This is a genomic window from Methylophilus sp. QUAN, from assembly GCF_015354445.1.
Lineage (GTDB): Bacteria > Pseudomonadota > Gammaproteobacteria > Burkholderiales > Methylophilaceae > Methylophilus.
Window position 1 is genome coordinate 663,633 of record NZ_JADKYT010000002.1, and the last position, 22,346, is coordinate 685,978.

The 22,346-nt window shown below is 40.6% G+C and carries 19 protein-coding genes; 18 read left to right on the forward strand and 1 reads right to left on the reverse strand.

The window, feature by feature from the left end:
• Positions 1-47 precede the first annotated feature (47 nt).
• The 17 genes from epsG to INP79_RS11700 are packed head-to-tail and all read left to right on the forward strand — an operon-like array spanning position 48 to position 18,867.
• Complete coding sequence (gene epsG / locus INP79_RS11620) at positions 48-917, forward strand: chain length determinant protein tyrosine kinase EpsG (protein WP_194754401.1); 870 nt, start codon at positions 48-50, stop codon at positions 915-917.
• Positions 914-1,810 (forward strand): exosortase B, encoded by an 897-nt coding sequence (gene xrtB, locus INP79_RS11625; RefSeq protein WP_194754402.1) that lies wholly within the window; start codon positions 914-916, stop codon positions 1,808-1,810. The genes epsG and xrtB overlap by 4 nt, the downstream gene beginning before the upstream one ends.
• 8 nt (positions 1,811-1,818) lie before the next feature.
• Positions 1,819-2,547 (forward strand): exosortase C-terminal domain/associated protein EpsI, encoded by a 729-nt coding sequence (locus INP79_RS11630; protein WP_194754403.1) that lies wholly within the window; start codon positions 1,819-1,821, stop codon positions 2,545-2,547.
• Between the two features lie 3 nt (positions 2,548-2,550).
• Positions 2,551-3,957, forward strand: coding sequence for a lipopolysaccharide biosynthesis protein (locus tag INP79_RS11635; RefSeq protein ID WP_194754404.1), 1,407 nt, complete (start codon positions 2,551-2,553; stop codon positions 3,955-3,957).
• 9 nt (positions 3,958-3,966) lie between these two features.
• Positions 3,967-5,283 (forward strand): hypothetical protein, encoded by a 1,317-nt coding sequence (locus tag INP79_RS11640; protein ID WP_194754405.1) that lies wholly within the window; start codon positions 3,967-3,969, stop codon positions 5,281-5,283.
• A gap of 20 nt (positions 5,284-5,303) precedes the next feature.
• Entirely contained in the window at positions 5,304-6,143 is an 840-nt protein-coding gene (gene kdsA / locus INP79_RS11645; protein ID WP_194754406.1) for a 3-deoxy-8-phosphooctulonate synthase, read from the forward strand.
• 13 nt (positions 6,144-6,156) lie between these two features.
• Positions 6,157-7,434, forward strand: coding sequence for a 3-deoxy-manno-octulosonate cytidylyltransferase (gene kdsB, locus INP79_RS11650; RefSeq protein ID WP_194754407.1), 1,278 nt, complete (start codon positions 6,157-6,159; stop codon positions 7,432-7,434).
• A gap of 39 nt (positions 7,435-7,473) precedes the next feature.
• Positions 7,474-8,445, forward strand: a complete 972-nt coding sequence (locus INP79_RS11655; protein WP_194754408.1) for an SIS domain-containing protein — start codon at positions 7,474-7,476, stop codon at positions 8,443-8,445.
• A 5-nt stretch (positions 8,446-8,450) separates the two neighbouring features.
• Positions 8,451-9,479 (forward strand): acyltransferase, encoded by a 1,029-nt coding sequence (locus INP79_RS11660; RefSeq protein WP_194754409.1) that lies wholly within the window; start codon positions 8,451-8,453, stop codon positions 9,477-9,479.
• A gap of 42 nt (positions 9,480-9,521) precedes the next feature.
• A complete protein-coding gene (locus tag INP79_RS11665; protein WP_194754410.1) occupies positions 9,522-10,904 on the forward strand; it encodes an O-antigen ligase family protein in 1,383 nt (460 codons plus the stop codon).
• A gap of 21 nt (positions 10,905-10,925) precedes the next feature.
• On the forward strand, positions 10,926-11,453 hold the full coding sequence (locus tag INP79_RS11670) for a serine O-acetyltransferase (RefSeq protein WP_194754411.1): 528 nt from the start codon (positions 10,926-10,928) through the stop codon (positions 11,451-11,453).
• Positions 11,446-12,456 carry an acyltransferase family protein gene (locus INP79_RS11675; protein ID WP_194754412.1) on the forward strand — a complete coding sequence of 337 codons (1,011 nt, stop codon included), beginning with the start codon at positions 11,446-11,448 and terminating at the stop codon, positions 12,454-12,456. The genes INP79_RS11670 and INP79_RS11675 overlap by 8 nt, the downstream gene beginning before the upstream one ends.
• Positions 12,453-13,406, forward strand: coding sequence for an NAD(P)-dependent oxidoreductase (locus INP79_RS11680; RefSeq protein ID WP_194754413.1), 954 nt, complete (start codon positions 12,453-12,455; stop codon positions 13,404-13,406). Before INP79_RS11675 ends, INP79_RS11680 begins: the two co-directional genes overlap by 4 nt.
• A gap of 15 nt (positions 13,407-13,421) precedes the next feature.
• The gene (locus INP79_RS11685) at positions 13,422-14,642 is read left to right on the forward strand and encodes a glycosyltransferase family 4 protein (RefSeq protein ID WP_194754414.1); all 1,221 of its coding nucleotides are present in this window, start codon (positions 13,422-13,424) and stop codon (positions 14,640-14,642) included.
• Positions 14,635-16,260, forward strand: coding sequence for an FAD-dependent oxidoreductase (locus INP79_RS11690; protein WP_194754415.1), 1,626 nt, complete (start codon positions 14,635-14,637; stop codon positions 16,258-16,260). The genes INP79_RS11685 and INP79_RS11690 overlap by 8 nt, the downstream gene beginning before the upstream one ends.
• 24 nt (positions 16,261-16,284) lie before the next feature.
• Positions 16,285-17,406 (forward strand): acyltransferase, encoded by a 1,122-nt coding sequence (locus INP79_RS11695; RefSeq protein WP_194754416.1) that lies wholly within the window; start codon positions 16,285-16,287, stop codon positions 17,404-17,406.
• 24 nt (positions 17,407-17,430) lie between these two features.
• Positions 17,431-18,867, forward strand: a complete 1,437-nt coding sequence (locus INP79_RS11700) for an Atrophin-1 multi-domain protein (RefSeq protein ID WP_228519905.1) — start codon at positions 17,431-17,433, stop codon at positions 18,865-18,867.
• A 101-nt stretch (positions 18,868-18,968) separates the two neighbouring features.
• Here INP79_RS11700 and INP79_RS11705 read toward each other — a convergent pair whose 3' ends face one another.
• Positions 18,969-20,447: an Atrophin-1 multi-domain protein gene (locus INP79_RS11705; protein WP_228519907.1), complete on the reverse strand. Its 1,479-nt coding sequence runs from the start codon at positions 20,445-20,447 to the stop codon at positions 18,969-18,971.
• 706 nt (positions 20,448-21,153) lie between these two features.
• Here INP79_RS11705 and INP79_RS11710 point away from each other — a divergent pair.
• Positions 21,154-22,344 (forward strand): glycosyltransferase family 2 protein, encoded by a 1,191-nt coding sequence (locus tag INP79_RS11710; RefSeq protein ID WP_194754417.1) that lies wholly within the window; start codon positions 21,154-21,156, stop codon positions 22,342-22,344.
• The last annotated feature ends 2 nt before the right edge of the window (positions 22,345-22,346 follow it).

Sequence of the window (22,346 nt, forward strand, 5' to 3'; positions counted from 1 at the left end):
GGCATGCCATTTAGAAAACAACTTATCAGGCAAAAAGTGAATTGGGTATGAATATTATTGAAACAGAGAACACCTCGCCATTAAAAACCATTTCTTCCAGTATTGGGCACCTGTTGCTTGATATGGGAAAAATTACTGAGAAAGATGCTGAGCGCATTTTGAAGTTTCAAAAAGAAAAGTCCATGCGTTTTGGTGAAGCGGCCTTAGCACTTGGCTTTGTTTCTATCGAAGATATTAATCAGGCGCTATCGTATCAATTTGATTATCCTTATATCACCCCTGATAAAGCCACATTTAATACCGGGCTAGTAGCTGCATTCGATCCATTCTCAAAACAAGTTGAGTCGTTGCGATCTTTACGTACGCAATTGATATTACGTTGGTTTGAACGCGGCTTTAAAACGCTTGCCGTGTCATCAGCAAAAGAAGCTGACGGCGCAAACTTATTGGCTGCTAATTTGGCTGTAGTGTTTTCTCAATTGGGCGAACGTACCTTGTTGATTGATGCAAACTTAAGGCAACCTAGTCAACACACTTTGTTTAGGCTGAACAATCATCATGGCTTATCCGATATTCTGGTTGGCAGGGCGTCCACTGATGTTGTAGTGAGGATTCCTTCCTTGTTGAACCTGAGTATTTTGAGTGCCGGAGCCACACCGCCTAACCCACAAGAGCTGTTAAATAAAGAAGCGATGGATGAGTTGTTGAAAGCGTTTGCTGAGCACTATGATGTGATTATTGTCGACACATCACCACTGCTACAATCTTCAGATGCGCAAATTGTGGCTAAAAAAATAGGCGGTGTACTGATTTCAACACAGCAAAACAAAACCACGCTCAAAGATACTCAAGAAGCATATGAGGCTTGCCGTAGCCTCGGTATCGACGTTCAAATTGCATTGAACACCAACGCATGACCACGCCTACCGTTGCCGTATCACCGGTGCCGAATCATAAATTGATCGGCTATCTGGCCATCTTACTGTCACTGCTGATCCTGTATGTGCCGGTATTCCATGACTTATTCGTCACTGTCTGGAATACCGATACCCAATCCCATGGGCCCATTGTGTTGGGGATAGGCATCTGGTTTTTCTATTTTAAAACCCGGCAAATCCTTGAAAAGCCACATAGCTTCAAACCTGCACCATTGTTGGGGTGGCCATTGATTGTGTTCGGTGGCTGTTTATACCTGATCGGCTACTCGCAAAGTGTTTACATCATCTCAATCCTGTCATTGGTATTTGTATTATGTGGCCTGATTTGTATTGTATTTGGCAGCAAAATTGCACTTAAATACTGGTTTGCGCTGTTCTTCTTTGTGTTCCTGATCCCATGGCCAGCCTCCGTGATTGATACATTGACGCAACCCATGAAAATTGCCGTTTCGTATGCCTCTGACCATTTGTTGTATGCGCTGGACTATCCGATTGCGCGTTCAGGCGTGATTTTGCAAATAGGTCAATACAAACTACTGGTAGCTGATGCCTGCGCTGGACTTAACTCGTTATTCACATTAGAGGCCATAGGCTTGTTGTATATTAATGTGATTAACCATCAGGCCTTTTGGCGTAATGTGCTGCTGGCGGTGTTAATTGTGCCAATTTCATTCACATCAAACGTACTGCGTGTATGTACGCTGGCATTGATTACATTCCACATGGGTGACGAAGCCGGGCAGGGCTTCTTGCATAACTTCTCCGGCATGGTACTTTTTCTAACTGCACTGATTTTGATTATTGTGATTGATTCATTGATTCAAAAGATTGCCGAAAAATTCAAACTTAAAAGCTTGCTTAGCCAGGATTAACCCCAGCCATGAAAGATTTGTTCCTGAAACTGCCTGATATCAATCTTAAAACCGGGGTACCTCTGTTGGTGTTGAGCGTGATATTTATGGTTCTGGCGACCAGCCTCAAACCACATCTACATTATGCAAGGACTGATAGCAATTTCGAGCAAACAATCCCTAGAGTGATCGGTGAGTGGGTAGAGGTTCAACAATCCACACCACAGGTTAGCGTAGTCAGTGATGAGCGTAGCCTTATTAGTCAGCTATACGATGACACCTTGATGCGTAGCTATGCTGATAAAAACGGTAATCAAATTATGGTTGCTTTGGCCTACGCTAAAGAGCAGCGCCAGGATGTCAAGATTCACCAACCGGATGTTTGCTATCCGGCACAAGGTTATCAAATGCAAAAAACAGAAACTGTTTCATTTGATGCCTTGCAACGCACCGCCCCAGTGATAGGTAAACGACAGCTATACTACGGCCAAAATCATCTTGAAGCGGTCAGCTACTGGATTCGCGTGGGCGATAGCACTTTAACCTCAGGCATACAAATGCGCTTAAAAATTATTAAAGATGGGCTTCTTGAACGGCGTCTGGATGACGGTATTTTGGTGCGTGTATCATCAGTGATCCCAGACGAGAGTAAACAGTCGGAAGCGTATGCTCTGCAAGAGCATTTTCTCAAGGAGTTTGTTGATACGATAGAAAAACAATCACCGGGGTTACTTGTTCCTACCCATTTAAAGCAATAACCCATGACGGCAGTTAAAAATGTAAAGTGGGTTGCAGTTGCTCAAGCTGCAAAAATTATATCTCAATTGGCCAATATTTTTGTATTAGCCAGGATACTACCCCCCTCCGATTATGGCGTGATGGCAATTGCAACTGTAGCATCCAACTTGGCGCTACTCATTCGAGATATGGGAACAGCATCAAACGTTATCCAAAAGTCAACGATTGACCATCCAACCATTAATGCTGTGTTTTGGCTCAATGTAGTGATGGGGTTAAGTATATGCATGTTGTTAGTCTTATTCGCACCATATTTAGGCTCTGTTTTCCGAAGTCATGAATTAACATTTGTATTATGGATCATTGCACCAACTTTTCTTATTTCCAGTAGCTCAGCGATTCATCAAGCGCTATTGGAACGAGAGTCAAAATTTAAACTCATCGCAGGTATTGAGGGATTTGGCGCACTACTTGCAATTACAGTTTCAATTACTGCGGCGTTGTTCGGATTTGGCGTTTATAGCTTAGCATTTCAAGTTCTTGTTCAAGCACTAAGTGTCACGTTGTTATTATGGTACTTCGCTTCTTGGATGCCAACATTCAACCCTCAGTTCTCTAAGCTCAAAGAACTCATGCATTTTTCTGCCAATATGGCGGGTTATCAAATGGTCAGCTTTGCCTTTAGAAATGCTGATGCAATTATTATTGGACGCTTCCTAAATAGTGCATTGCTCGGTGTTTACTCAATGGCATACAAGATTATGTTATTTCCAATCCAAAATATTTCCTGGATTACAACACGAGCAATTTTTCCATTGCTAAGTCGAGCTCAGGATAATATGGATGAGGTTCGACGATTATATTTAAGTGCGATCATGGGTGTTTCATTCTTAACCGCCCCTTTAATGATGCTATTGTTTGTGACTCGTGTAGATTTTATTCAACTCGCGTTAGGGGAAAAATGGAATTTAATTCCTGGACTTCTAACCTATATGACCGCGATTGGCTATTTACAAGCCATTAGCGGCACTACTGGACCAGTCTTTATGGCGTTGGGTAAAACATCATTTCTCTTTAAATTTGGAATTTTTGGTGCACTACTACATATCCTATTGTTTGTTTTTGGTGCTAAATTCGGCATTGTTGAGGTCGTTCAATGCTATTTACTTGCTTGTCTAATAGTCACATTACTCACATTTTACTTTGCCCATAAGACAATTAATTTATCACTTAAGGAAATGCTGCCATCGATAGGGTGGAGTTTGGTTTGTTCAATTTTCTCGGGACTGATATCGCTGCATTTAATGAGCATGTTAATTGAGTCTCCTACTTTAGTTAGATTCATAATTGTGACTTTGGTATTTTTATTGCTTTATTTGGCTATGATATTCAAATTAAGCCCAGACCATTTTAGGTTTGTCAAAAGGTAACTGTGTCTTATGCATACAAAAGCTTTGTATTACGTCTTTGCGGATATTTTCGTCCCTTTTTTTGTTAACTTGGCACACTTTCAGAAAGAGCTTTATGGATATCAACCATATCTGGTTTCATTTACCCCTAGAGAACGTGCAATCTTAAAAAAAAATGGGCAGCATTTTTCTCCAGCCTCTTTAGCTGAAATTGAAGAGCAACCAGAAACTACGATGAGCTTGGGAGATGCTGACGTAACTGATTTGTTTGCATTTATGCATACGAAACATAAGGGAAGTCTCGCAGAGTGGAAGAACAGGACTATTAAAATCGCGAATTACCTGGATGGTTTTATTTCAAAAAATGATATTAATTTGATTGTTGTATGGAATGGTCAAGACCATGTAGCAAGGGCGCTAACAGAGATTGCAAAACGTCGAGGAATCAAGACTATTTATATGGAAAATGGTTACTTCTCTAATACGCTGCAAGCTGACACACGTGGTGTTAATCTTAGTGCCTTAAATCGCGATTATAGTTTCTCTAAAATTAAAAATTTAGTAAGCGACACTTTGCTTTTGCCTTCAGTTAATGAAGCACCAGATTTGTTACCTATCCTACATTTAAATAAGTGGGATCAATTGTCTAACTTCCTTCACAGAGTCTTGGATAATAGTTTTTATGCAAAATATCCTGAATTAAGAGGATCAAGCTGGTTTAAAAAAAGAGCTTTAGATAAGGCTCGCAGATTAATCCCCTTAGATGTAGTCGAAATCCCGTCTACATTTGCTTTCATACCTTTACAGGTACATGACGACACACAAGTTTTGATTAATTCGCCTCTATTTAAAGATCCAAAGCAGTTTTTAAGGCATTGCTATCAGCAAATCAGGACCACCCTGGGGAAAGACTTTCCGATTATCGTGAAAGAGCATCCGGAAGATATGCTGCGCTACGATTACGAAGATATACGTCGTGAATTTCCCGATATTATTTGGCTAAGAAAGTTTGATATTGATTACCTGCTAGATCACGCAGCATTTACTCTTGTTATTAATTCTTCTGTTGGTTTACAAGCTATAGCAAGGCAGAAAGCTGTGATTGTATATGGTGACTCAATATATTCGCGCGATGAAATATGCTCATTTATTACTGATCTGTCTCATTCAAAACAAGCTATTTTTGACTCCATGCAGCCATTGACCCAAGAGCGGCAGGACAATATCAAAGTTTACTTACAATTTATCAATCAGCATTTCTTTTTCAAAGGAAGCTGGAAGAACTTTTCATCAGAAACCATGCAACTCTGCGCACGAAGAATTCATTATCTCGTAAACGCAACTTAATCATTACAAAGAGAAACTTTATGTTCACCATCAATAACATTACCTTAGACAATAATCAACCATTCGTTCTGTTTGGCGGCATTAATGTGCTTGAAGATTTGGATTCAACACTTGAAGCATGTAACCACTATGTCAATATCACTAAAAAGCTTGATATTCCTTTAGTGTTTAAAGCCTCTTTCGACAAGGCTAACCGTTCCTCTATTAAATCTTTCCGTGGCCCTGGGTTGGAAGAGGGCATGAAAATATTTCAGGCGGTTAAAAAAGAATTCAACGTGCCGGTGATTACTGATGTACATGAGCCATGGCAAGCCGCGCCAGTAGCTGAAGTATGTGACGTACTGCAGCTACCAGCTTTCCTGGCACGTCAAACTGATTTGGTGGTTGCATTAGCCAAAACCGGCAAACCAATCAACATCAAAAAACCACAGTTCCTGAGCCCACATCAGATGGTCAATATCGTCGACAAGTTTAAAGAGGGCGGTAACGAGAACGTGATTTTATGTGAGCGCGGCACGGCCTTTGGCTACGATAATCTGGTGGTCGACATGTTGGGCTTTGGTGTGATGAAAAAAGTGTGCCCGAATGTGCCGATTATTTTTGACGTGACGCATGCACTTCAGCAACGTGACTCATTAGGTGCTGCTTCTGGCGGTCGCCGTCAGCAAGTAGTTGATCTGGCATTATCAGGCATGGCAACCAAAATTGCTGGTTTATTCCTTGAGGCCCATCCTAATCCGAACGAAGCGAAATGCGATGGCCCAAGTGCGTTGCCAATTGCTTTGCTTGAAGAGTTCTTGTCTCAGGTGAAACAGATTGACCAGTTGGTTAAATCATTCCCAGTTTTGAATATCGATTAAGTAGCTACTTAGTATGCAACAGAAGATTATCATTGTCATACCGGCAAGGTATGCGTCTACACGTTTCCCGGCTAAACCGTTGGCAATGCTATTGGGTAAGCCTATGGTTCAGCATGTATATGAGCGCGCTAAGCAGGTGCAAGGTATTGCTGACGTTGTCGTGGCTACTGACGATGCTCGCATTCTTGAAGCTGTGGAGCAATTTGGCGGTAAAGCAATGATGACTTCTGAGCATCACCAATCAGGCACCGACCGTTTAATTGAGGTCATGAAAGCATACCCTGCAGATGCTTACATTAACGTTCAAGGTGATGAGCCCCTTATTCGCCCAGAGGATATTGCCTTGCTGGTGGCTCAGCTTGGCCTGCCTGAAACACAAGTGGCAACTTTATGTCATGCCATTCATGCTGAAGAGGCAAAAAATCCTAATTTTGTGAAAGTGGTTTTAAATCAGCACAAGCAAGCATTGTATTTTAGCCGCTCACCAATCCCATATCCGCGTAATGCAGAGCACGCCACTTATTACAAACATGTGGGTGTTTATGCTTATAAAAAACAGGTGCTTGAGCGTTTTTATGAGCTACCGTTCTCCGGCCTGGAAAATGCAGAGTCATTAGAGCAATTACGCTTGCTTGAAGCGGGCATCCCCATACAGGCATTAACGGTAGAGGAGACCGGCCCTGGGGTCGATACTCCCCAAGACCTCAAGACAGTGGAAGCAATGCTTACCGGGCAAAGTGTAGCCCTTCCAGAAAACCCATTGGCAAAAATCAAATTGGTGATTACCGATGTTGATGGGGTGCTCACTGACGGCGGGCTGTACTACACCCAGGATGGTGAGTTTATCAAACGCTTCCATGTACGTGATGGCCTAGGCATTCGCATGTTGATCGAATTAGGTGTTCAAGTAGCTGTGGTTTCTGGCCGCGATTCTGCCGTACTGAGAAAACGTATTGCAGACCTTGGCATTACACGCTTCAAGCTTGGCGTAAAGGACAAGTTCCAAGCGTGTAACGACCTTATGCAAGACTGCGGTGTCACCAAACACGAGACAGCAACATTGGGCGATGACTCGATAGATTTACCCGCCTTCAAGGCCTGTGGCGTCTGTTTTGCAGTAGGAGATGCTGCCGAGTATGTGAAACAGCATGCAACCCATGTATTGAAGTTAAGCGGTGGCCACGGTGCATTCAGGGAGGCCAGCGATGCAATATTGGTCGCCAAAGGGCTTTATGAGGTGCTTTCCACCACAGATGGTTATGCAAAGATCATGGACATGATGGTGCAATAACCCAAGCGTAATTTTCAACTTTAAAAGCCGATCGTTAGTATGAATAAATTATTACCTACAGCCGCCAGCGAGTCCTATATTCTGGAAATTGCCCAAACGGTCTTTAACACAGAGATCGAAAGCTTGCAGCAGATCGCCAGCGAACTGGATGCTGAGTTTGCCAAAGCAGTGCAATTGGTGCTGGAAAGCAGTGGTCGATTCATTATTATCGGCATGGGTAAGTCGGGCATTATTGGCAAAAAAATTGCAGCGACACTGGCCTCCACTGGTACGGCTTCTTTTTATGTGCACCCTGGTGAAGCATTTCATGGTGATTTGGGCATGATCCAGCCAGGTGATGTGACATTATTAATTTCTAATAGTGGCGAGACCGAAGAGCTCATTAGAATCATCCCGTTTTTAACTTGGCAAAAAAACAAAATGATTGCCCTCACCGGGAATCCACAATCTACGCTGGCACGTAATGCACATGCTGTTTTAAACATCGCGGTTGCGAAAGAGGCTTGCAATAACAACCTGGCCCCCACAAGCTCGACGACAGCGACACTCGTCATGGGCGATGCCTTGGCCGTCACCTTGTCGACCCTGAAACAATTTATGCCTGAAGACTTTGCCCGCTTTCACCCGGGTGGCAGCTTGGGCAGGAAGCTACTCACAAAAGTGCATGAAGTCATGCGCAGCAAAGATTTACCGATTTGCGGATCGGATGCCAGCTTTAGGGATGTTGTTTCTGTAATGAATCAAGGCCGGTTGGGTTTGGCAATTATTATTGATAATGATCAATTGCAGGGGATCATTACTGATGGTGACTTACGCAGGGCGCTCAACAACTTCGACAACCCAATTCTGCTAAAAGCCGCAGAATTCATGACAACATCACCTAAAACGATTAATCAGGATGAAATGTTTTCTGTTGCTGAGGAAATTATGCAAGTCCATAAAATCAACTCGATGGTAGTTTTAAACGAAAAACGAACCGTATGTGGAATATTACAAATCTATAATTTTTAATCTACATGAACTCTTTTACATCACCCAATCAACTCTTAGCATACCGACCATGGCTTGACGGTCTTAGGGCGGTTGCCATTATATTAGTCTTTTTAGAGCATACAAATAAATTCAAATCCTATCCCTTGGGACCAATTGGTGTTGGTTTATTTTTTGCGCTATCAGGTTATTTAATCTCTGGTCTATTGCTTAGCGAGCTTAATAAGAGCGGACAGATTAATCTACTTAGTTTTTATATGAAACGCTTGGGGCGCCTCATGCCAGGTCTTTTCCTCAGTGTTTTCGTTTGTTCTTTGATATTTATATTGCTACACATGAAGAGAGATGCCTTTAATGGTATTTTTGCGCTAACGTATACAACTAATTTTGCTGCAATTTATTACGGACATCATTTATCAGGTTTTGGTCATACTTGGTCGCTGGCTGTTGAAGAGCATTTTTACATTATCTGGCCTCTATTAATGGGCTATCTTTTCTCAAGATTTAAGCTGAAAGGGTTGTTAATAGGGTCATTAAGTGCTTCTTTATTCGTACTAGTTTGGCGATTTTTCTTAGACCAGATCGGTATCAATAAAATAGTGTTTTATTTGGGAACAATAGAGCGATTAGACGCAATTATGTATGGCTGCTTTGTAATGTTTTTGCTTCACGATGGCTGGAAACCTAAAATTGGTCACCTATTGATTGGTATTTTATTGATGGCGCTATATGCATTTAAGCAGGTACCCTTGCCCAATGTGCTTAACTCGACAGTAATCGGTATTAGCGGAGCACTAATTGTTTGCTCTATTGACTCTCGTGTGATCCCAATTGTAAATGATGTGCTGTCAAGCAAGATAATGGTTACATTAGGTTTATTATCTTATAGCTTATACCTTTGGCACTTGCCGATTTTTAAGATTGTTGACACATTTATTAGCCCATCTTGGATAAATATTCTAGTATCAATAGCTATTACTTCAATAGTTGCTTGTGTATCTTATTTCTATTTTGAAATGCCGTTAAGAGGCTATTTTAGAAGAAAATATAGTTAATGCTAAGCATGTTTAAAGGTTACAACTGTGACACAGACTCTAATGAGAAATAAGAATAAATATATACTCTTTTTGCTAGCGATACTTTCTGCCTTTTTTTTCGGCTTAGTATCTCTTGTTTTAGTCAATCTTGTTGGTGAAAAGTATGTATACCTAGTAAGTTTGCCATTGGCTTTCAGTCTTTGCATGTTTTTTATGCTAAACAGACAGCTATTTTTCTTGGTTGTTGTTTTAAGTCGAGCCTCATTAGACTCTGCATTTGACGCAATCAAGTTTGGTAGTTTTGGGCTCGGCGCTGTACTTAACGCATTAATAATATTAATTGCGATATTAACTGTACTGGAGAAACCAGTTAATTTAGATTTGAAGTCGAGAAAAATATTGCTTGCTTGGTCAATGTTTCTAGCTATATCGTTTATCTCGATTTTCTACGCCCCTTCATTATTAGCTAGCTCAAAAGTATTTCTGATTCTACTGTCATATGCTTCTATGTTTTATTTAGGGCTATCTTCAGTTAGAAATAAGGCTGACTTTGGCAAATGGATAAGCATTGTTGTTTACTCATCAATAATTCCTGTACTTTGGGGTATTTACTCCATCATATTTGGCACTAGTGGATTAAGATTCAATATTATTGAGGGCTTTCGCTTACAAAGTACATTTAATCATCCAAACTCGCTGTCATTTTATTTTGTTTTGATTATTAGTATTTGTTTTTACCTGTTCAAGACAAAACCAGAATATCTTAGCCCTAAAATTAGAACTCTAATTCCTTTGTACATAATTATTCTTCTTGGCTTGCTCATAATGACAAAGACAAGAGCGGCATGGGCTGCATGTTATTTGTTCTTCTTCTCATATGCCGTGCTTTACGAACGAAAATATCTTTTTATAGTTTTAACGGCTCCATTCGTTGCTCTACTAATTCCGGAGGTCCAAGAGCGTATGGTGGACCTGCAAAGTGGTAATGATTTTGGATCCACAGGTTATGAGCGTTTAAATTCGTATGCTTGGAGAAAGAAGTATTGGCTTGACGCTTTAACTTGGATGTCTAAAACACATTACTTAACTGGCTATGGGCTTCATAGTTTTCTAGATCACTCAACGCAATTCGGCATGGGGAACGCTTTTAATAAGCAAAAAATAGGGATCAATGCACATAGTGTTTATGTTTTATTAATTTTTGAATTAGGGTTTTTAGGGCTACTCGCATTTTTATACATTATTTACTCAAAGCTGAAAGCTCTTATTGGTCTTTATCAATATGAAAAACTATTAATATTTACAGTCATTGTTATTCTCGTAGAGTATTTATTTGAATGTTATTCAGACAACATGTTGGACTATTTAAATTTCGACTGGTATCTCTGGTTTGTTGTAGGCCTCACTCTTTCATATGTGAACCTGCGAAAATCAACAGCTTAAAGCTCATATATTGGACAAAAATTGATAGATAGAGACTTTATTGAAGATTTAAAAAGGTATCCTTCTAAACCCTTTTTAAAAGAACAGTCGATATGGGCCCTGGCTGTTTATCGCTGGGGAAGGAAAGTTCGTCGCTCTGAATCAATTATATTAAGAAGAGTATTGACTCCATTCTACTGGCTTGCATTTAGACTTACAGAAACAACGACTGGCGTTAGTCTTCCGCTTGAGGCAGAAATCGGCGCTGGATTAAGAATATGGCATTTTGGCAATATATTTATTAACTCGGGTGCGGTAATTGGAAAAAACTGCACACTTAGACAAGGTGTTACAGTAGGTAACAGGCATGACAATGGGCCACTCCCTATTGTTGGAGATAATGTAAATTTTGGTGCTTATGCACAGATACTAGGTGGCGTTAAAATAGGCAATAACGTAAATATTGCCGCCATGTCAGTTGTGCTTAGTGATGTTCCTGATAATGCTACGGTTGCAGGCATTCCTGCAAAAGTCTTGAAAATAAACGCTGAAGACGTTAAAAATGGCTAAAGTAGATAGATTGTACTTTATAGATACCTACAAAGGCATGCTGATTGCGCTTATGGTAATTGGGCACGCAGTCACTGAAGGTAGCTATATATTCCAGTTCATTTATAACTTTCATATGCCAGCCCTCGCTCTTTTGAGTGGCATGCTATTTAGCTCCAAAAACCTATCAACTCCATACTTTACTTTTATTACTCAAAGAGTGCGAAGACTTGTAATTCCAGCCATCATAATGGGAGGAATATGTGCTCTGCCATTTCTAGTAAAAGTAATTAGGAATCACGAGCTCATTCAAGAGTTTATGTTCAAGCTTGTAGGAACCATATCAGGTAACTCTTCGGTTCAATTTAATTTTAATTGTTCGCCGTTATGGTACTTATATGCTCTGTTTTTTGCGGAGGCATTTTTTTATTTTATTGTAAAGCTTAACAAGCTTATTGCTGGGCTTGTGTTTATTGCAATCATCATTTTTTATATCAATTTTAAACAAGCCGTTATCCCATATTATTTGAATGGAATATTTCTATCTGTTCAATTTATACCATGGCTATATATTGGAAGACTGATTGCTGTTTATTTAAAAGGAAATATAACCACCATAGCTCCGGTAGAGAGTAAAGCAATGTCCGTATTCATTATAGCAAGCCTCTTAATCGTAATAACTCCACTCTTAAATGAGTCAACAATTGTGATGGCTAGAGCTTATTACGGAGAGTTTGGATACGAAATTGTTGCTCATTTCTTACTAGCATTAATAGGTGCGTGGGTTGCAATGGCTATCGCACACCGCATCGGCGACAATAAACTATTCACATTTATTGGGTATCGTACTTTACCGTTTGTTGGCTTTAATTACCTAGTGCATGGATACACTAGCAGACTTGCTTTTAATCCCATCATTACTGGCTTGGTAGATATTTTTGTATTGTTAGTAATTGTGTATATGTTAGATAAAGTGCCATATGTATCTAGATTAATTAATGGATATCCTTTAAAAAACAAATGAAGTTTTTAATTACAGGTTGTAATGGGTTTATTGGATCAAAGCTTACAAAAAAACTATGTGAATCTGGCCATGAAGTAGTGGGTTTAGACACTCGTTCGGTTTTATGTGATCTTAATCAACTGTCCAATTTTAGTTTTCTAGAGTTGGATATTGAAGTTGATGAAATTCCAGACTTGGCCTTACTTAAAATTGATGGCGTAATTCATCTTGCTGTGTCCATGAGTCCAAAGTCAAGTGAGTCATTTGAGCGCTTGCTTTTGGGAACAAATCGCTTACTACAAGCTATGCAGGATGCAAAAACACCACGACTATTAGGGATGAGTAGCCTTTCCGTACTTGATTTTGAGAGCTTAGAGGCTGGTGGTTTAGTAGATGAAAACATCCGTCGATGTAATCAATATAGACGCATGGGTAAATATGCCGCACTAAAGTCCATGCAAGAGGCAGCCTTTATTTGCTACGCTAAAAACTATTGGGCAAGCGTAGTAATAACAAGGCCTGGGTTGGTTTATGAGAGTGAAAAACTAAATAATGCCTACGCTGGTATCGTTAAACAAAACAGTGCCATTATTATCAAAAATGGTGGACAGATTCCAGTTGTCGAAGTTAACTCCTTAATTGAAGGCCTTTTGGCAGCAGCTAATCAACCTCTAAAGTCAGCAAGTTACTTTTGTGTGAACTTTGTGGAGGATGATTTACCTAGCCAATCCGACTATATTGCACGGTTACGTGACTATAATCTCTTACCCCAAAAATATTTTTCTATTAATTGGCGTTTTTTTAATTTGTTTGTGCAACAGACGTATCGCTTATTTAAGCTCTTACAGCTCGAGCAACATTTGCCGAGTTTATTTATGCCTCAAGCATTCGCAACCCGACTAAAACCTTTCGTTTACTCCAATCAGGTGGCCAAAAGCCTACTAGGTTGGAAGCCTAATAAATTCAAGTAATTAAGAAAAGCTGATATGAGAATAGCTTATTTTACCAGCGCTTATCCTCGAGCCACTGATACGTTTATCCAGCGCGAGGTTTTACATTTAAGACATCAAGGACATGATGTTTTGACTTATGCATTACGCAAACCCGGCATAGATCACAATGTCAGTAATCTGGTTAAATCTGAGCGAGAAAATACACACTATCTTTTGCCGGCAAATCCGTTGGCGCTTATTGGATTAAATATCAGGTGGTTATTCACTCAACCTGGGAAGTATTTTAATGCACTCAATCTGGCATTAAGAACATCGCGTGCAGGTTTGAAAGGTTGGCTATTCCAGCTATTTTATTTTCAAGAAGCCTTATTGCTTGCACAGTCATTGCTTATTAATAAGATTTCTCATTTACATAATCACTTTGGCGATAGCAGTGGCACAGTGAGTATGCTTGCTGGAAAGTTAAGTGATATTCCATATAGCGTTACTATTCATGGCCCGCATATTTTCTTTGAGCCGCAAGAGTGGGCTTTACGTGAAAAAGTTAAACACTCGGCCTTTATTGTTTGCATCAGCCACTATTGCAAAAGCCAAGTGATGCTTTTCTCTGATCAGGCTGATTGGCATAAGTTAAAAATCGTACATTGTGGCGTAGATATTTCAGAATATGTGTTTGCGCCTAAAGCCAATCCTGGTGAGGATAAGCCCGTCAATATGCTATATGTTGGGCGCCTGGCAGGTGAGAAGGGCGTGCCGATTTTATTGCAAAGTTTGGTTGAACTAAAAAATCAAGGCTTGCAATTCCACTTAACCCTGTATGGTGATGGTGCTGACCGTAAACTGCTGGAGCAACTGGTATCTAGCCACGGTTTAAATGTATATGTCACCTTTGCTGGCTTTGCAGATCAACAAACGATCCGTAATGCTTTAACCAATAGTGATCTCTTCATTCTGCCAAGTTTTGCAGAAGGCGTTCCCGTATCTTTAATGGAGTCTATGGCAATCGGTGTGCCTGTGATTGGTACGTATGTTGGTGGCGTTGTTGAGCTCATCACACCAGAATACTCTGGCTTGGTCGTGTCGCCTTCAGATATTGATGGCTTAAGTACGGCAATTAAAAAATATATAAATGACGCTGAATTTAGATCCAGAGTCAGTCAAAATGCCCGTAAAAAAATTGAGCAAGACTTTAACTTACAAATTGAGCTGACAAAACTGGAAACACTGTTTACGGATGGTACAGCTCATGATTAATGCATTGAAAGACTGCCAACTCAGTGAGCTAGAGTCTTATCCAGTCTGCATTATTGGCGGTGGGGCAGCAGGAATTACGTTGGCAATTGCACTATCTCGTCAGGGTAAACGAGTATTATTGATTGAGGGCGGCGATTGGAAAGAGGTTCAAAATAATGATGCTTATACGGGCGAGGCGGTAAGCCCTCATGCAACCACGACTGAGTTTCGCTATCAGCGACTGGGCGGAACCACCCATTTATGGGGTGGCCGTTGTGTTCCGCTAGATAGTTACGACCTTAAGCAGCGCGACTACGTACCTAACAGCGGTTGGCCTTTAAAGGCTGATGAGTTGTTTCCTTATTATTCACAAGCTCTTGATTATTGTGATGCAGGGGAAAATGATTTCACTGTGAATGCATTGCGCAATCAAGCCGCTATGTTCGAAGATCTAAAACAGCTGGATGGTGAGATCAAAGAGCTCATCGAACGATATAGCTTGCCCACAGATTTCGCCAGAAAATTTGGGGCGGAACTTAAATCCTCTAAACACATTCTCGTATTGAAAGGGACACGCGTCACTTCAATGCATATGAATAAGTCAGGGGATAGCGTTGAATCAATTGAACTTAATAATGGCGAATCACGCTTGAATATGAAGGTCAACCAAGTAGTCATTGCTGGGGGCGGGATTGAGTCTACAAGATTGATGCTTGCAACTCGCAAGCATACACCGGCGTGGGAGCGATTTGACAGCAGCCTCGGTAAGTACTACGCATGTCATTATGATCTTATTTTTGGTTCATTACGTTTCAATCAAAACAAGCCTTACTTTGAGTTTGAAAAAACAATGGATGGTGTTTATGCACGCAGGAAGTTGCAATTTAATGAAGCATTCCTGGATCAGCACCACCTTTTAAACTCGACGTTTAGGTTACATTTCCCTGCTTATGCAGATCCCTCACATGGCAGTGGTGTGTTGTCGACAATCTATCTTGCCAAGTCTGTGCTGGCCAAAGAGTATCAAGCCATTTTGAATCATGGTGGGCAAGAGATTGCTGGCAATAGGCAATATTTTGCACATGTTTCTAATGTAGTGACCGATGCCCATTCTGTTGCCAAATTTGGAATGGACTGGATACTAAAGCGCCAGCTTGCCAAGCGTAAACTGCCATATACGCTTATTAATAACAAAAACGGCACTTATCCACTGGAGTTTAACAGTGAGCAAGTGCCAGATAAACACAATCAGATTAGCCTGCTTGATGCCGTTGACCGCTTTGGAATGCCCAGAATTAAAGTAGAGTGGCGAATGACTGATCAAGATATAGACTCGGGTATTAGATCATTTCAGCTATTAAAAAAACTATTAGAGAAAACAGATCACTGCCGATTAGAGTTTGATGCCAAGAAGCTAGAAGAGGGCGTCTCGTCAGCTTTGCCTGTAGGTGGGCATCATATTGGATCTACAAGAATGGGTACCTCTGACTCCAATAGCATTGTGAATAGCGATGGCCGAGTTCACGGGGTTGAAAACTTGTTTATTGCGAGTTCATCTGTGTTTACGACTAATGGCCATGCGAACCCTACGTTAACAATAGTTGCTTTAAGTTTGAAAATTGCAAACTACTTAAAATAGACTTTCAAAAAAACGGGAATACACATGTCTAAACATCGAAATACGCAGCCATCAAAAATTGATGAACTAGAAAGCATACGTGGACTTGCCGCATTAATGGTTGTGATGTCTCATGTGCCGGCTTGGTCATTGCAGCTTCACTCTTTTCCTATTTTCAGGAATGCCTACTTGATGGTCGATTTGTTTTTTGTTTTATCCGGATTTGTTATATGTAAGGCATACAGCTCAAGGGTTAACTCATTTATGGAGCTTGCAAAGTTTCAGTTTCTTCGATTTGGGCGTTTGTATCCTGTACATTTAACATTTTTATTAGTTTACCTAGGCATTGAGTGTTTGAAGTACGTTCTTCAAGTCAAGTTTAATATGCCCAGCCTTAACAAGCAGCCATTTTCAGAGAATAACGGATTCGCATTTTTAAAAGAGTTATTATTAATACAGGCTTTTTGGCCAAACCAACAAGCAATCGTTTTTAATGGCCCAGCATGGTCTATCAGCGCCGAGTTTTACACCTATCTTATTTTTGCATTCATTACACTTTTTGCCAAAACATTAAAGTTCTACTTTTTTGGCTTACTGTTTTTAGTAGGCTTTATTCTGTTATTGGTTTTAGATTTTAATGGGTATGACTTCATGATGCGTTGCATCACAGGCTTTTTCTTAGGTTGCCTAGTTGCACGTATGTATGAGCGCTACTCACTCCCCGCCTTAAATTACAACTACCTTAGTTATTTGCTATTAGGCACTATCTTTGTTTTTGCTTACTTTACGGATAGTAGAAACTCATTGAATGTCATAATGTTTCTATTAACAGCATTGTTGATTATCTCCATACTTAAAACTAATGAAGCCGGGAAGCAAACAATACTTTCAAACACACTTTTTGTTTGGTTAGGTAAGTTATCTTTTTCCTTATACATGTCTCATTCAGCAGTGCTCTGGTTCTACTCTCAAGCGGTGAGATTTGTGTTTAAACGCCCAGAAATAAAAGTTGAGAATCTTTTGACGCCTCAGTTTTCTAATATCGAGGGAATGTTCTTAGCTATCGGCTTTTTAGCCACGGCCTTATGCTGCGCATATTTGACATTTATTTTGATTGAAAATCCTTTTAGAAGGAAATCTAGACAATTTATTGGTTTAAAGGCTTAACCTTTAATCAAAGAAGGATTAACTATGAATCACGTAATTAAAAAGCAATCTAATCTAAAAGCTATAGTTTTAGTTCTTTTAATATCCATTGTTTTTATTAATTATGCGAATGCAGCGGAGTTGAATGATTCAAGTTTTGGCACATATTTAAAACCCTTCTCTGCGAACTCTTTGTGGAATTCAAAGCCCATCAATCCCAAGTTGTTAGATTTTGAAATTCCAACCTCTATTTATTATCCTGCTGTTCAGCAAGGTAAATATTCTACTGGTGTTTTTTTGGCGACCAATAGCGATACTGAAGTCACTGTAAATGGCTACCCGGAAAAAAGGGGGCTTTGGGATCCTGACTCTGAAGTATTCAAGCCCAATATTAAAATATTGCACTGGCCCAAAGACGTTCTGCCATCTCAAAGTGGTGATGGTCATGCTGATATTATTGATGAGGGGCTTGGCATTGTTCATTCATTCTGGCAATTAAAACTAATCGACAACAAATGGTATGCAACTCAATACGCATGGTCTCCTTTAGGTGGCAGTGGGTGGGCCGAGCCTGGTCACTATTTTCAAGGTGCAAGGGCCGCTGGAGTTCCAACATCAGCAGGCATTATACGACAGCATGAGTTTGACGATGGGAAACCAATTTTTGAGCATGCTTTAGCACTTTCGCTTGCTCATAATGCTTTAGCCTCTAATCCTAGCTATGTTTTTCCTGCGACATCGGCAGATACAAACGCTGCGACAACGAATAGTGGTCAAATTCCTGAGGGAGCTCTTTTAATGCTTCCATCTAACTTCAATATGACTCAATTAAAAAATCCAACCATAATAAAAATTGCTCAAACTTTAAAAACATACGGGGCTTATGTTGTAGATCGCAATACCGGTACTCCATTTGTTATTTATGTAGAAAATGGTTCAAAAGAACTTAAGCTAAAGAGGTCAAATTTACTATGGGATGGGCAGCTTGCCAACGAGCTTCACATTATTCGATCCAATTTACGGCAAGTAGTATCAACAGATGGCTGGGTGGATGGAAACGGTAATAGTTTCATGCCAGATAGAAATTTAAATTTACTTTCAATGCGAGGGCCATGGACATTAAGACAAGGCAATAAAGCTGGCGAGTTTGATACTTTGAAACAGGAAGTTGTTTTTGGTAAAACAACACAGGTGACTGTTCAGGAAAACTACTCTGGTAGATCCATGCAAATTATTAACTGGGCAAAGCCAATTACCGGGGAATCGTTCAAGCTATCTGCCTTTTCTAAAGGAGGTGCAACCCTAGCGTTTAAGATAGTTGATAAAACGCAAAAAAAAGTTGTCTTTCAATCGAAAGAACTCAAAAACGAAGAGTTTGAGACTTTTACCTGGCCCACTGATAACTTTTCAATCACATTGATAGTTTCCAGTGGCGTTGGCGATAGCTCTAGTATCAAGGCTGAATTAATCAAACAAAAGTAGCTATAGCTATTTAACATACTACGTGTAGTGACCTGCCCCATGCTGTACTGACATCATCAATAAGCCATACTGATGATTAGGCCGTGGGGCAGTACTGGTTATTATTTTACGCGCATTAAATTACCTCTTACACTTGAACCTTGACCAACGCCACTTGTGGCTAACAAGTTAAAGTACAAATCACCAGCTGGCCAATCAAATGTGACCGTTTGACCATTAGAAAGGTCATAGGTGTCTACTCTTGTTTTCCGCTCTTTATCATAAATAATCAACCTTAGCTTGGCGCCACCCGTTGTAATCGCTGTCAGCTTGAATTTTTCACTGGCGTTGGGTTTAGCCCATGTCACTTGGCTGATAAAACGGTTGGTAGGGTTGGACTGTACAATTGGTGCTGTGGTCGGGCCGAAAACCACCGCCTGTTTCCAAGTATCAAATTGTCCGATACTCGGGTGGTCTTTGTACCAGCCGTTACCCTTGTTTAGCCCCCATGGGCCACGCATAGATAAAATATTCAAATTTTTGTCTGGGATAAATGGGCTGCCATTTGCATTTATCCAATATTTAGCCGATGTGACCATGCGCAAAGACTGACGAATCAACTGCAACTCATTGACCGCTTTCATGTTATAGCCATTTTTATGCAAATTAAGCCCTGAGCCTATTTCAGCGTATATCACAAAGGGTGTCTCATAGTTTGCATCAACAACATAAGCACCAAACACTTTCAAGGTATTCACAATCTTGATTAACTCTGGCGTCTTAACCTTAGAAACGTCAAAGTCTGCTGGTAGCATTAATAATGCCCCTTCGGGAATCTGACCAGTATTAATCGCACTATGGGAGTCTGCCGAGGTTGCAGGGAACACATATCCAGGGGCTAAGCCTGTTTGAAACAGTGACATGGCAAGCGCATGCGGATAAATTGTGGCGTTACTTAAAAACTCGCTTTTACGAATAATCCCTGCGCAAGCACCGATACCCACAGCCCTGGCACCTTGGTAATAATGCGCTGGATCTCCCCAGCCAGAACCATTGATTGGTGACCATGAATATAGGTTTGCAGTCCAAACACCGTTTAACTTTTTAAGTTGCCAGAAAGAATGAATTACTCCGCTCGACACATCGTAAATATCTGCATGGCCATCGCCACCAGCTGCCGGCTCGACGTTATCTGGCCAATGTGGTATCACGATCTGCGGCAGGTACGTTTCTGAATCGGCATCTTTCAAGCCTTTAATGCCTGGAGTAGGTTTTACTGCCATCGGCCCACTTTTATCATCTGCAAAAAAACAGCCTGAAGAATAACCGACAGATTCGATTAAAGGGTTATATTTTGCAGTGGGAATCACGAAATTTGAAAAAGTCGGTGAGATGGGTCTGCTGTTCCATAAAGAGCTACTTGTAAATGGTTTTTCGTAGTATTGCGAAAGGCCCACTTGGTTCGATGCACTATTAGTGGACTGTGCTCGAGACCCTGGAAAATTCGGAGCAACTTCACTATTGGCGTGAAAACTGGATAATAAAAAGCCTGTGGCGAGGCAACTCTGGATAATAAAAGACACTTTAGTAGATGCTTTCATCACTTACTCCTGCAAGGAAAGGTTATGATTTAAATGATCAGCAAGTTGTAAAGTTGACGCAGTAACTTTAGGGAGCAGATCGATAGACCAATCTAAGACCTATTTCGTACGCTTTACAATGTTGATTGCACTGATATTTCTGGCCAGCAAAATACGCAGGTGTCGCGTATATATGCTGTCAAGAGCTGAAACACTTTCCAATACCACTTCTAACTCACCTGCATCATTCAAGCCTTGCGGCCGTTGTTTTGTTTAAGCAGAAAGACTATTGAGATAGCCAAAAGACCCGGTTAATTTTTTTACCCGATTTAGATTCACATCCCATCGCAAACCTTCAAAAAACAGTCAGAATTTGTCACAGTGTGGATATGGATTTTAAAAAAAGTGACCAATCTGGGTAATTTTGAGAGTGCCTAGACTTAAAATGCTTACTTTTTCAGGCTCAATATCGAGCTGGAATGTTTAAAGCAAAAAAGATACCATCGTTGATTAGATTGGCTGTGTTTAGTGACAGCTATGGGGCGCAGAGATATGTAAAGTCAGTCCTCAGAGATTGTTTTTATTGTATTCTTACATGACTACCTACTTTTATTATTGTAAGCAGTAGTCCTTGAGGTTGATTTTTCGTTATTTAAAAGTTTTAATAAGGCTTGTTGGGCCAGTAACCTCCTAGCCTAATTAATAACGTATGTGAATTAGGACTTTAATGCTATTCATCCAGATTATTTATAGCCTTTTAATTATTGTTTTTGCTATCCCGACCTTAGTTTTATTTATTCAAGTTTTTTTCGCTGCCTTTGCCTCTCGTAAAGCAAGAGTGAATGTAAATGATGCTATTACTGATCGCGTGACAGTTCTAATTCCCGCACATAATGAATCCAGTAACATTCTCCCAACACTAGCGTCTCTAAAAGCGCAGTCAACAAAAGTAGAGGTATTAGTAGTTGCGGACAACTGCGAAGATGACACGGCCCACATAGCCCGTGCAGCAGGCGCCACAGCGGTTGAGCGATTTGATCAGAGCCTACGTGGTAAAGGTTATGCGCTAGACTTTGGTGTGCGTCATTTAGCTAAAGAGGCAGCACCTGATTATGTGGTGATCGTTGATGCAGATTGTGTGCTGGAGTCTAATGCCATCACTGCACTGATCAACACGGCAAAACATGAGGCTCGCCCAGTGCAAGCCTGCTATTTAATGAGATCATCTGCTCAGTCATCCATAAAAACTAAAATAGCAGAGTTTGCATGGCTGCTTAAAAACTTTGTCCGGCCTTTGGGTTTTATGCAATTGAGGTTGCCGTGCCAATTGACAGGCTCGGGGATGGCTTTTTCATGGAGCCTCATCTCCAAGGTTAACTTTGCGAGCGGACACATTGTCGAGGATATGAAAATGGGGCTGGATTTTGCAGACATTGGATTTGCCCCAGTTTTTTGCCCAGCAGCACTTGTTTATAGTGACTTCCCTGTAAATGAAGAAGGGATAAAAACCCAGCGCACGCGCTGGGAGCATGGTCATTTAGGGATTATTATTAAGGATGTTCCTAGCGTACTACGGAAAGGCATTACGCATAAAAACCTCAATTTATTCGCAATGGGCATAGACTTAATCGTCCCTCCATTGTCTTTAATGGCCATCATGCTAATGTCTTTGTTGATGGGCGGTTTGGCGCTCACGCTTATTTCGAACGCCTTTGCATCACTATTGGTCAACGCTGTAGCAGTGTTTGCTATATTTGTCATATCTATTATGCTTTTCTGGCTTGCCTATGGTCGCAAAGCAATTAGCTTGGGGCAATTACTAAGTATCCCGTATTACATCCTGATGAAGCTGCCTATTTATGCGAAATTTATTTTTCATCGGCAATCAGAATGGGTCCGTTCAAAACGTGATGAGTAACT